General features: G+C 68.3%; 8 protein-coding genes. 6 read left to right on the forward strand and 2 right to left on the reverse strand.

What is annotated here, in order from left to right; all coding sequences use genetic code 11:
- Positions 1-24: 24 nt before the first annotated feature.
- A complete protein-coding gene (locus tag HZA32_14360; protein ID MBI5425258.1) occupies positions 25-2676 on the reverse strand; it encodes a pectate lyase in 2652 nt (883 codons plus the stop codon).
- Positions 2673-4217: a glycoside hydrolase gene (locus HZA32_14365; protein ID MBI5425259.1), complete on the reverse strand. Its 1545-nt coding sequence runs from the start codon at positions 4215-4217 to the stop codon at positions 2673-2675. Before HZA32_14365 ends, HZA32_14360 begins: the two co-directional genes overlap by 4 nt.
- Before the next feature lie 472 nt (positions 4218-4689).
- Here HZA32_14365 and HZA32_14370 point away from each other — a divergent pair, with 472 nt between their 5' ends.
- The 6 genes from HZA32_14370 (at position 4690) to HZA32_14395 (ending at position 12396) form a co-directional block, all read left to right on the forward strand.
- Positions 4690-5850, forward strand: a complete 1161-nt coding sequence (locus tag HZA32_14370) for an iron-containing alcohol dehydrogenase (protein ID MBI5425260.1) — start codon at positions 4690-4692, stop codon at positions 5848-5850.
- Positions 5847-6767 carry a dihydrodipicolinate synthase family protein gene (locus HZA32_14375; GenBank protein MBI5425261.1) on the forward strand — a complete coding sequence of 307 codons (921 nt, stop codon included), beginning with the start codon at positions 5847-5849 and terminating at the stop codon, positions 6765-6767. The genes HZA32_14370 and HZA32_14375 overlap by 4 nt, the downstream gene beginning before the upstream one ends.
- A complete protein-coding gene (locus tag HZA32_14380; GenBank protein MBI5425262.1) occupies positions 6749-7906 on the forward strand; it encodes a four-carbon acid sugar kinase family protein in 1158 nt (385 codons plus the stop codon). Before HZA32_14375 ends, HZA32_14380 begins: the two co-directional genes overlap by 19 nt.
- Entirely contained in the window at positions 7903-8916 is a 1014-nt protein-coding gene (pdxA, locus tag HZA32_14385) for a 4-hydroxythreonine-4-phosphate dehydrogenase PdxA (GenBank protein MBI5425263.1), read from the forward strand. Before HZA32_14380 ends, pdxA begins: the two co-directional genes overlap by 4 nt.
- 120 nt (positions 8917-9036) lie before the next feature.
- Positions 9037-10830: an exo-alpha-sialidase gene (locus HZA32_14390; GenBank protein MBI5425264.1), complete on the forward strand. Its 1794-nt coding sequence runs from the start codon at positions 9037-9039 to the stop codon at positions 10828-10830.
- 24 nt (positions 10831-10854) lie between these two features.
- Positions 10855-12396 (forward strand): sodium:solute symporter, encoded by a 1542-nt coding sequence (locus HZA32_14395; protein MBI5425265.1) that lies wholly within the window; start codon positions 10855-10857, stop codon positions 12394-12396.
- Position 12397 lies beyond the last annotated feature (1 nt).

The following is a 12397-nucleotide window of genomic DNA, read 5'->3' on the forward strand; positions in this document are numbered from 1 at the left end:
CGAAGAGTTCTTTCCAGCGCACATTCACGGCTGCACGTCTCCTGCTTCCGGCAAGCCCGTGAGGATCGCTTTGCGCGGAAACTTCGCGCGATACTCCGCGGCCATCGCGGCAATCGACGCGGCGTTCGGGCGGCCGTTCTTCCACAAACGCAGGTGCTGCCGCGGCGCGAGGTCCGTGCCGCCGCGCGGCGCGAACTCCTCCCCCTTCGCCGTGCGGAACCAGTAGGTAAAATCGATCACGTCGACGATGCTCGCGCGTTTCGCGTCCGCGAGGATCGCGTCCTGCACGTCCTTGCACGCGCTGAGCGCGATCAACGGATGCCTGCCGGTCTCGGCCTCCCACTCGGCCACGACGTCGAGCCAGAACTGCATGAAATGCAGCGGCCCGCTGTTCTCCGCGCTGAGCGTATGGATCACGTTCGGCTCGTCCGCGAGATTGGCGAGGCACTGGCGAATGTAGGCGCGGTGCAGCGCGCGATACGCCGGATCGGAAAGATCGTAGAATTCGGCCGCCATTTTCACCGTGTCGCCGTCGAAGGGCGGCGGCTCGGTGAAGCGCGTGCCGTTGACGTTGTTCGTCGGACGCCACGGCGAGTCCACCCAGTGCGCACCGGCCTCGAGGATGTTGTGCTGGAAATACATCTCGTTCACGAGCACGAGTCCCTTGTGCCGCGCGAGCGCCGCGAACTCCCGCAGCCGCGCGAAATACCACGCGTTGTATTTGGTCAGATCGTAGCGGCTCAACCCGTCCCACGCGGTGCCCTGCCCGCTGCGCGCGAACGGCTGCTCGAAAAACGGCGGCCACACGTCGCCGTCCGGCCGGCGCATGCGCTCGTGGTCCATGCGGCGGCGCTCATACCAGAGCCCGTAGTGATGCCGCAGCACGACCTGCTTCTTCTCGACCATCGCGTCGGTGAGGTCATCGAGATCGTCGGTGAAGACCGGCCCACGCTGGCCCGGAGCGAAGCGCGTGAGGGCCGGTTTCGTCGGCTCCGCGCCGGCGTAAAGATAACCGCGCCACCAAGAGATTTCCTCCTCGCGCCCGCTCAAACGTTCACCGCCGACGGTGAGCAAGCCGTTCACCAACGCGAGCGGCTGGCCGGACGCAACTGCCCGCGGGGCCATGCGCGCGGCGAGATCGGGCACCGCTTGCTCGAGCGCCGGTGGATTCGCCGCCGCGTATTCGCGCGGCGCAAGGGCCTGGGTGGACGCCGCGCCGAGACGGGCAGCCAGTTGCGCGCGATACAGACTGTCGGGACGGATGAACTCGTTCACCTGGCTCCAATAGCCGTCGCCCACAAATTGTCCCCACACCCCATCGGCCCAGTTCTGCGCAGTCGGCGGCTGCCGGCAGATCACCACGGGCGCGGAGCACTGCCAGAGCATCGAGTTCGCCGCGGCCCAGCCCACGCCCTGATTCCACGTCTCGCGGTTGTTCAGCTCGAGCGTGCCACCGTCGAGCGTGACCTTGTCGAACAGGATGCCCGAAGCCCAACTGCCCACCGATCCGCTGAAACCCGTGCTGCGCTCGGCGCGACACTCGAGAAACACGTTCGGTCCGCCCGCAAGATAGCCCACGGTGAAGTCGTTGCGCCCGTCTTCTGCGCGGCACCGCAGGAACAGCGTCTGCTCGCCGCTCGTGTGGAAGGTGTGCCGGCGATAGCCGCCCAGCTCCGAGACGGGCGCGACCGACGCGCAATCCTGCACCGTCACGCGGCGGCAGCCGGCGCCGAGGTTGAAGGTGGAGCCCGCAAAGTGCGCCGCCGTGACGTTGGCGATCCACGCATCCTCCACCTGCTCGAAGCCCACCGCTTCCCACGCGTGCTGCTCGTCGAGCGGGTTCGCGGCGTCGTAGGCCGATTCACAGCGCAGATTCTCCACGCCGATGTGACGCAACGGGCCATCCGGCTCGCGCGCAGCGAGTTTGCCGCCGCCGAACTTCGCCTCGATCGCCGTGGTGATGGGCGCGTCGACCGTGACGGCGTTGCCGTCGATCGCGACAATCGTGCGCGTCCAGCTCAGCGTCATGGCGGCGGGCTTCCACGCGAACTGCTGCCTCCCCGGCGCCACGTCCATGCCGAGCGCGTGCACCCATTCTTTCGTGGTCGGACGCGTGACGGAAACGGTTTTGCCGACCTCGAGGCCGCGCACGTCGTCGAGGGTGAAGCGCGTCGCTCCGACCGGCACGCGGGCGTCGGTGATCCCGCGCAAGCTGCCGAAATCAGACGGTGCCGTCCCGCGCGCGGAGATCAGCGCCCGACGATCGGTTCCCGCAGCCACCAACACCGTCTTCTCGCCCGCGCCCCGCAACACCACGCCGCTCGCGCGGATTCGCAATCGGCCCTCGAGCACGAAACGCCCCTCGCTCAACAGCACCGCGCCGCGCACGCCATCGGCGTCGACGGGCAAGCCCGCGACGAAATCCAGCGCCGTCTGCAACCGCGCCGTGTCGTCCGCGCCGCTCGGCGCGACGCGCACGCGCGCCGGCACCTGCGGCAACGCCACGCCGCCGCCCGCGTAGCCCGCCGTCGAAAAATCCGGCACGCGATCTCCCCTGGCATCGGCGACGTATTCCACCTTGCCGTTCGCCTCGCGCACGACCGGCGGCCGTTGCACGGCCAGCGCAAACGCCGGTCCCGCGAGCAACAAAACACCGAGTGAAAGTCGTAGTCTCATGGCTGGGGCAACTGCGCGGTGATTCGGCTCAGATTTTCCGCGTGGGCGGCAAGTTTGCCATCGACGAACAGTCGGAAGCCGCGCGCCCCGAACCGGCCGCCGTCGCGATCCCATTCGATCGCGATCTCGTGCCCGTGGTAGCGCACGCCTTCGAGGCGAAACCAATCCCACGCATCCGGCGGCAACAGCGGCGCCACTTCGATCACGCTGTCCGCTCGCGGACGGAGCCCGATCACGTCGGCGATCAGCAGATCGGCGAAGGTCGAGTGGTTGTAGAAACGGCTGCGCGGATTCGCGCCCATGATCCACTCGCCCGTTTGCTCGTCGAGATACTCGCCGATGTAGGGCCGCCCGTCGTAGCGGTGGCAATGCACGTAGGTGCGAAACGCCTCGAAGTAGTCGCGCGCCGCGACGACGTCCTGCGGATACTCGCGCAACACCCGGCCGAGCGCCGTGAGCGTCTGCGACGTCGCGAACGGCCACACCGCGCCGTCCCACTCGCACGTGCGAATGCCGCGCGTCCGGAACGTCGGGTCGCGCCGCTCCGCCGTGGTGAGACCCGCCGGCGCCTTGAAGCCCTGTTCGTCGAGCAGTTGCTGCCACGCCGCCTCGTAGCCCCGCCCGCTTTCCGGCAGGCTGAAATACCACGGAATGAAACCAATCTGCTCGCGCACCGGGATGCGTTCGAGCTGTTCGGTGCGCGACGTGAAGAAGGTTCGCTCCGGATCCCAGAGGGTATCTTGCACGAGCCGCCGCAGCTGCGCCGCTTTGGCCGCGAACTCCGCGGCAACGTCCGTTCGTCCCGCTTCCCGCGCGATCGCGGCAATGGCGGTGGCGTTGCCGAACATGTAGCTGCTGATCGTCGGGCGGACGTTCTTCACTTTGCGCCCGCCGCTGATGGATTCCTCCATCGCGTCGCGCACGTCGTATTGCCAGAAAAGCCCGTCGGCGCGCCCGTTCTCCTTTTCCCAGGCGCGGTAGTCCGCGACGAGATCGTCGAGCAACGCCGTCGCGCCCTTCATGTCGCCGGTCGCGAGCGCGCGCTGCCAGACGGCGAACGCCAGCCACTGCGAATATTTGTGCAGGTGCGGCTGCGGGCGGCCGCTGTCGCCGCGCAGCCAGTAGAGCAGGTAGTCGTCGGCGAACGCCTGATCGCGCATCCACCGCAACTCCATCAGGTGATGCCCGAGCGCGCTGCTGATCGGCCGCGGCTTCGTGATGAACTCCGTGAACACCCAGCGCCCGCTCGTCGCGTCGCGTTTCAGGTGCTTGCGCAGCGACCACCAGCGGAACCAATAGATCTCCTCGACCTCCGCGTTGGAACACGTGAACGACGGCACGTTCGCCCGCAGCCACGCGGCCGCCTCGGCATTCGGCACGGCGTTGACCACGCTCTCGTCCTCCATCGCGTTGAACCGGACCACATGCGCCGCGATCGCGTCATCGCCGGCCGCCCGCGCGCCCAACCACCGCACGGCGCAAAGCGCGACGAGCAAAGGGAGGCGGGGTGACAGCGAGGGGAACACAGCGGGGAACGACACCGGAAAAGACGCGCGGACGAGCGTCTCGATTTCGCCCGCGATGTCCAGACAGGTGCCACCCGGCCTCAAGGCCGGAATCTGAACGCACCATCGTAGCGAAACCCCTCCCGAATTACTCCCGGCGGCAGGAATATTTCTTTCGGAATCATAATGCACCCCAGCGAACCCATCCCGACCTCGATTTGCCCCATTGCCCGATGCCACCTTTCCGAATCCCGGCCTGCCAGCGACTAACGAAACCACGCGCTCCGCCACGCCGCGCGACGTCGGGCAAAGCCGGCGCGCGCGTCACTATTTTTCCACTCGGGAAGCCGCCGCGTTCCGCCGTTGCCATCGCAATTTTCGCAGTCACTGGATATCCGCGCCCGCTTCTCGCCACGAGTCGGGTCCGTCTGCTCATGAGTTGTTCCCACCCCTCTCGCTCCGCTTCCGCCGGCCCGCTGCGCGCCGTGCGGTCCGCCCGGCGCACCGCATGAACAACGCCCGGCCCATCACCCTGCTCCAGCCGGGTCGCATCGCTTTCGGCGCCGGCTGCGTCGCGAACGCCGCGCTCGAGTTCTCCCGCGGACAGCATTGCCGCGCCGTCGTGGTGACCACCGCCGCCCTCGCCGCCGCGGCCGAGTCGCTGGCGCGGACGTTGCGCGACGCCGACATCGCCACCGAGATTCTCGTCGAACCGGCGGCCGAACCCACCGTCGCCAGCTGCGAGGATCTGCGCCGCCGCACCCGCGCCGCGCAACCCGACGTCGTTTACGCCCTCGGCGGCGGCAGCGTGCTCGACGTCGCCAAGCTCGCCGCCGCGCTGCACGACCGGAGCGAGCCGGTGGCGCAATTCTTCGGCAGCGGACTGGTTCCGCCCCGTCGCACCGCTCTGGCCTGCCTGCCCACCACCGCCGGCACCGGCAGCGAGGTCTCGCCCAACGCTCTCCTCCTCGACGAAGCCGCGCAGGCGAAGAAGGCCGTCATCAGTCCGGTCCTCGTGCCCGACATCGCCATCGTCGATCCCGAGCTGATGCGCACGCTGCCTCCCGCGCTCACCGCGACGACCGGCATCGACGCGCTCGCGCACTGCCTCGAAGCCTACGCGAATCTCTCCGCGCATCCGGTCGTCGACCACTATGCGCTGGAAGGCGTGCGCCTGATCGCGGCCCATCTCCCGCGCGCCGTCGTCGACGGCCACGACATGGCCGCGCGCTCCGCGGTCGCGCTCGGCAGTCTCTACGGCGGCCTCTGCCTCGGCCCGGTGAACACCAACGGTGTGCACGCCCTCGCCTACCCGCTCGGCGGCGAACATCACCTGCCGCACGGCCTTTCGATTGCGCTCATGTTGCCGCACGTCGTCGCCTTCAATTGCGCCGCCTTGCCCGAGCGCCACGCGGCGCTCGCGCGCGCGCTGGGCGCCCCCGAGAGCGACGACGCGCAGCAAACCGCCGCCGAATTGCCGGCGCGCCTCCGGTCGCTGCTCGCCGCGTGCCGCATCCCGATGGGACTCCAACATCACGATATTCCCCGCCACCGGCTCACGCATCTCGCGGAGGCCGGGTTGCTCGTCACCCGCCTGCTGAAGAACAACCCGCGCCCCGTCTCACGCGGCGACGCCATCGCCATCTACGAAGCCGCCTACAGCGCATGAAAACTTCCCCGCACGACGGCGTCATCGTTCCGCTGGTCACTCCGGCCACCGCGGACGGACGCCTCGACGAATCCGGCGCCGAGCGCCTCGTCGCCCACGTCGCCGGCCACGGCTGCGGCCTGCTCATCGCCGGCACCACCGGCGAGGTCGCGTCGCTCCCCGATTCCGTGCGCCGCCGGTTCGTGGAGATCGCTGTGCGCGTCGCCGCCGGCCGCGTGCCCGTGCTCGCGTGCATCGCGCACAATTGCTTCGCCGACAGCGTTGCCCTCGCGCGCGACCACCTTCGCACCGGCGCCGATGCCGTCGTCGGCATGCTGCCCAACTACTTCAAACTAGAGCCGGCCGAGATGCAGCGCTACTTCGAGCAGCTCGCCGCCGCGACGCCCGGCCCGCTCTACCTCTACAACATTCCCGCGACCGTCGGCATGTCGATCCCGCTCGAGGTTTTCGCCGCTCTCTCCGCGCGCGAAAACATCATCGGACTGAAGGACTCCGAAGCCACGCCCGGCCGCAAGGAGGCGCTCGCGGAGCGCTTCGCCGGTCGCGCCGACTTCGCGCTTTTCATGGGTGCCGCCGCCCACAGCGCCGCGGCGATGCGGATCGGTTTTCGCGGATTCGTCCCAAGTTCCGGCAACTTGCGCCCCGATCTCGCGGCGCGACTCTACGCCGCCGCGCGCGCCGGCGACTGGGCGCAGGCCGAACAGCTGCAACGCGACTCCGACGCGGTCACCGCCGTCTATCAGAAGGGACGCACGCTCGGCCAATCGCTCGCCGCGTTGAAGGCCGCGCTGCACTTGCAGGGCGTGTGCGGACCCGAGATGTTCTCGCCGCTCGCCCCGCTTTCTCCTGAGTCCCGCACCGGCCTGCGCACCGACCTCGATTCCCTCCCCTGCCCACCATGCCCCGCCTGCCGCTGATCGTCATCGCTGATGACCTTACCGGTGCCGCCGAACTCGCGGCCCTCGCTCACCAAGCCGGTCTTCGCGCCGTCGTGCTCACCGAGCCGCCGCGACGCGCCGTCGCCGCCGACGTGATCGTGTGCGACAGCGGCACGCGCCTCGCCACTCCCGCTGCCGCCGCCCGCGCCGTCAAACTGCTCGCCCGCCGCGTCCGCGCCATCCCGAACGCCGGCATCTTCAAGAAGGTCGACTCCGTCCTCCGCGGCAACGTCATGGCGGAAATCGAGGCGTGCATGGACGTGCTCGGCCTCAAGCGCACGCTGCTCGTGCCGTGCAATCCTTCCCTCGGCCGCATCATCAACAACGGCCGTTACTTCATCGCCGGCGTCCCGCTCCACAAGACGCCGTTCGCGCGCGAGCCGCATCATCCTCGCAAGACCTGCCTCGTCGACCGCCTCCTCGCCGACGGCACCTTCGACGTGAAGTGCTATCACCACGCCGAGGAGCTGCCCCAGAGCGGCGTGAGCGTCGGCGAAGCCAGCAGTCCCGCCGATGTCGCGCTGTGGGCCTCGCGTCTCGATGCCGAAACCTTTCCTGCCGGCGGCGCGGATTTCTTCCGCATGTGGCTCCAGCACCTGCGCGCGGGCAAGCGCATCGCGCCTTCCGCCCCACCGCAAATGCAGGCGACGCTCATGCTCAGCGGCACCGCGACTCCGACCGATCCGGTCACGCCGCTGCCGGGCCCAGCCCTCGCGCTCGATCCCGTGAAACTGCCGAAACCCGGCCCGCTCGCCGCCGCTGCACTCGCGCACTTGCGCGCCGCGAAGCTCGTTTCGGTTTTCATCCAGACCACGGGAAAAGGCGGCAAGGGCTCCTCGCAGGCGATCAACCGGATGTTCCTCAATCTCGTCCGCCGCGTCCGCCCGACCAAGGCGTTCGACCACGTCCTCATCGCCGGCGGCACCACCACCGCCCTCGTGCTCGAATCGCTCGACTGGCACCGCCTCGAGGTCGTCCACGTCTGGGGACCGGGCGTGGTAACGCTGCGTCCCATCGAGGCGCCGGCCATCCTCGTCACGACCAAGCCCGGCAGCTATCCGTGGCCGGTCAGCCTGCGCCGCCATTTCGCCGCCACCGTCGAACTCGCCGCCGGATGACCTCCGCTCCGCTCATCGCGCTGACACTCGGCGATCCCGCCGGCACCGGCCCGGAGCTGATTCTCAAGGCCCTCGCGCAACCCGACGTCCGCGCCCTCGGCCACCTGCTCGTCGTCGGCGACGCCGCCGTGCTCGCCCGCGCCCAACGCTACACCGGCACGACGCTGCCGATCCGCACCGTGAAGAAAGCCGTCGATGCGCCCGAATTCGCGGCCGACGGCATCGCGGTGCTCGACCTCGCCAACGTCGACGCCGCGCACCACCAACTCGGCCGCATCGACCCGATGTGCGGCCAAGCCGCTTACGAATCCATCAAGCGCGCCACGGAACTCGCGCTCGCCAGCGAAGTCGGTGCCATCGTCACCTCCGCCATCAACAAAGCCGCGCTCAACGCCGCGGGCCATCACTTCGACGGCCACACCGGCCTGCTCGCTCAGCTCTGCGGCGCGCCCGGCGCCACGATGATGCTCGTCGCCGACACGCTGCGCGTCAGCCACGTCTCGACCCACGTCTCGCTGCGTCAGGCCATCGATCGCGTCCGTCCCGAGCGCATCGTGAAGGTGTTGCAACTCACGCACGACGCCGTGCGCCGCCTCGGCATCGAAAACCCGCGCCTCGCCGTCGCCGGCCTCAATCCGCACGCGGGCGAAGGCGGACTCTTCGGCGACGAGGAGGAAAAGTTCATCGCGCCCGCCATCGCGCAGGCCCGCGCGCTCGGCCTCGATGCGCACGGACCGTTCGCCGGCGACACCATTTTCTTCCGCACGCTCCAGCGCGAATTCGACGCCGCGGTCGCGATGTATCACGACCAGGGCCACGTCGCCGCGAAAATGCTCGGCATCTGGCGCGGCGTGAACGTCACGCTCGGCCTCCCGATCATCCGCACCTCCGTCGAGCACGGCACGGATTTCGCCAACGCCGGCACCGGCCGCGGCGATCCGCGCAGCCTCGTCGAGGCCATCAAACTCGCTGCCAGCATGGCGCGCAACCGCAGTGCCGTCGTCGCCTAAGAAGTTCCCGACATGCGCAGAACGAGCACACGCGTTTCAACAGGTAGGCCGAGTCCTCCGGACGAGCCGCTGACTGCCCGCGCGCCTGCGGCGGCTCGTCGGGGACGACTCGCCCTACCTTTGGCCGCGATTGTTTTAGCGACGACCTCACTCGCCCCTGCGGCAACGACCGCGACGCCGCCGTTCGTCTTCACCGGCGCCGAACGTGCGGAATCCACCGCCGACGGCGGCCTGCGCCCAGTCGTCGGCGTGCAGAACATCCAAATCTACCGCGCCAACCGCACGCACCCCGCCAACAGCGATAAACTCGGCCACACCTACTTTCACCAGCCGATGCTCGCGTGGTGGCGCGGTCGCTTCTACGTCGAGTTCCTCAGCAACCCCGTCGGCGAACACCAGGGCGCGGGCTCCACCTGGCTCACGAGCTCGGCCGACGGCATCGCCTGGGACGAGCCGCGCGTGATTTTCCCGCCGTTCGACCTGCCCGACGGCACGCCGACGCTCGCGCACCAGCGCATGGGTTTCTACGTCGCGCCCGACGGCCGGCTGCTCGCGCTCGCGTTCTACGGCAAGTTGCCCGAGCCGAACGACGGCACCGGCATCGGCCGCGCCGTGCGGGAGGTGCACGCCGATGGCTCGCTCGGCCCGATCTATTTCATCCGGCTCAACGCGAAGCAGCCCTTCGCGAATTTCACTCCGCCTTACCCGCTCTACACCGCGTCGGCGGATCGCGGCTTCGTCGCCGCGTGCGACGCGCTACTCGCGAACAAGCTCATGACCGCACAGTGGTGGGAAGAGGACCAACTCGACGACAGCGGCTTCTACACGATCAAAGGCAAGGCGCTCTCCTTCGTCCATCGTCCCGACGGCGCGGTGCTCGGCGTCTGGAAAAACGCACTCGTGGCGCTCACGCGCGACGAAGGCCGCACGTGGACCGAGAAGCGGTTCGGGATCAGTCTCCCGAACAACGCCTCCAAATACGCGCTCACCCGCACCGGCGACGGCCGCTTCGCGCTGTTCCTCAATCCGACCAATCGCCTCCGCTTCCCGCTGGCGGTGATGACCAGCGACGACTGCGAGCATTTCGCGCAACTGCTCACCGTGCACGGCGAGACGCCCGACCAGCGCTTCGCGGGCAACTTCAAGAATCTCGGCCCGCAATACGTGCGCGCCATCGCCGAGGGCAACGGCACACCGCCGGATCACGCGCAGGCCACTTGGGTGACTTACAGCGTGAACAAGGAGGACATCTGGATCGCCCGCGTGCCCACGCCGATCACCGGCGCGGTTACCGCGCCCGTCGCGGACGATTTTGAACACGACGCTGTCGGCGCGCTGCCCGTCGGCTGGAACGTCTACAGCCCGCTCTGGGCCCCGGTGCGCGTCGTCGACGCCGCCGGTGCCGCCGGTCATGCGCTCGAGTTGCGCGACGAGGATCCTTACGACTACACGCGCGCCACGCGGGTGTTCCCGGTCACGCACGGGCTCAAGGCTTCCTTCAAGATTCTCCCGCGCCAGACGAACGCGCGCCTCGAAATCGAACTCTCCGACGCCCGCGGCAACCGCCAGTTGCTCCTCGCGCTCGGCGAAGATGGTCGCGTCTGGGTTTCGCACGAGGGCGTGTGGACCGACAACGGCGCCTACCGCGCGGGCGAATGGCTCGCGATCGCCTACGACGCCTCCCCGAAGCCCGCCTCCGACCGCGGCGACCTTTTCCTCAACGGCCAGCCCGCCACGCCGCGCGCGATCGGTCCGACCGAGGCGACGACGAGCGTGGAGCGCCTGTCGTTCCGCACCGGCACGGCACGCACGCGGCCGTTCGGCGGACGCGATCTCCCCGGCGCGGATGAGAAGGCGCCGGCCGCTTCCTTTTTGATCGACGACGTCACGCTCACACCGGTGGCGTCGCCGTAGCTTTCGCTGTTCGTCACCTTCCCCATGAATTCCCTCCGCTGGTTGGACCTCGCGGTCATCGCTGTCTACATGATCGGCATGCTCTGGCTCGGCCTGCGCTACACGCGGCGCCAGAAAACGACCGAGGATTACTTCGTCGCCGGCCGCTCGATCCCCGCGTGGGCGATGGGTGTTTCGATCTTCGCCACGCTGATCAGCAGCATCACGTTCATCGCGTATCCCGGCGGCGCCTTCGGCGGCAACTGGGCCGAACTCGTGCCGGGTTTCATGGTGATCATCGTCCTCGTGCTCGTGGGCTCCGTCATCATCCCGTTCTTCCGCGAGGTCGTGCGCATGAGCGCATTCGAGTATTTCGAGAAGCGCTTCGGTTACAGCGTGCGGCTCTATACCTCGCTCGGGTTCACGCTCGGACATTTCTCGAAGATGGGCTTCGTCTTCTACCTCGTCGCGCTGACCGTGCAGAGCCTCACCGGCTGGGACATGTCTGTCGTGATCATCGCCTCGGGCGTCGTCACCGTCGTCTACACCTACGCCGGCGGACTCGAGGCGGTCATCTGGACGGACGTCGCGCAGGGTTTCATCATGTGGTTCGGCATCGCGATCAGCCTCGGCACCCTGCTCTACCTGATGCCCGGCGGCGCGGCTGCGGGCTTCCAACTCGCGTGGGACAACCACAAGTTCGACCTCGGCACGCTGCAGTTCGATTTCACGGCGAAAAGCTTCTGGGTCATGGCCGCCTACGGCTTCTTCTGGTATCTCCAGAAATACACCGCCGACCAGACGATCATCCAGCGCTACCTCGTGGCGAAGGACGATCGCTCCGCCATCCGCGGCGTCGCGCTCGGCGCTCTGCTGTGCATCCCGGTGTGGGCGCTTTTCCTCCTGATCGGCACGCTGACGTGGAGCTACTACAAACTCTCCGGCGAGGTGCTGCCGCCGCACATCGTGAAGCCCGACCAATTTTATCCGCATTTCCTCACCACGCATGTGCCGGCCGGGCTGGCCGGCGTGATCATGGCGTCGCTCTTCGCCGCGGCGATGTCGACGATTTCGTCCGACCTGAACTGCTTCGCCGTGGTCGGCGTCGAGGACTTCTACGCGAAGCTCCGGAAGAACACGACTGATCGCGAACGTCTCTTCATGGGCAAGGTGATCGTCGCCGTCACGGGCGCGCTCTGCACGGTGGTCGCGCTCTGGCTCGCGCAGACCAAGGGAACTGCCCTCTCGCTCTATTTCACGGCGACGTCCGTCCTCGCCGGCGGACTTTTCGGAGTGTTCGCGCTGGCGTTCCTCAGCACCCGCGCGCACCTGCGCGGTCTGTGGGTCGGCATCGTCGCCTGCATCTTGTTCACCGCCTACGCGACGTTCACCTCCGGAAAATCGCCGGTGCTCGACCTCGGCGCATGGAACTTCAGACTCAACGGCGTGCTCATCGGCGTCATCGGTCACCTGCTCGTCGTCGTCGTGGGCTACGTCGCCAGCCTTGTCCTCCCCGGCCCACGCGCACCCGCCGGCATGACGATCTGGGGCTGGCGCGAACAGCGCCGCGCCGCCGCGCAATCCTAGA

This window comes from Opitutia bacterium, assembly GCA_016217545.1.
In the GTDB taxonomy this organism is placed as follows: Bacteria; Verrucomicrobiota; Verrucomicrobiia; order Opitutales; family Opitutaceae; genus Didemnitutus.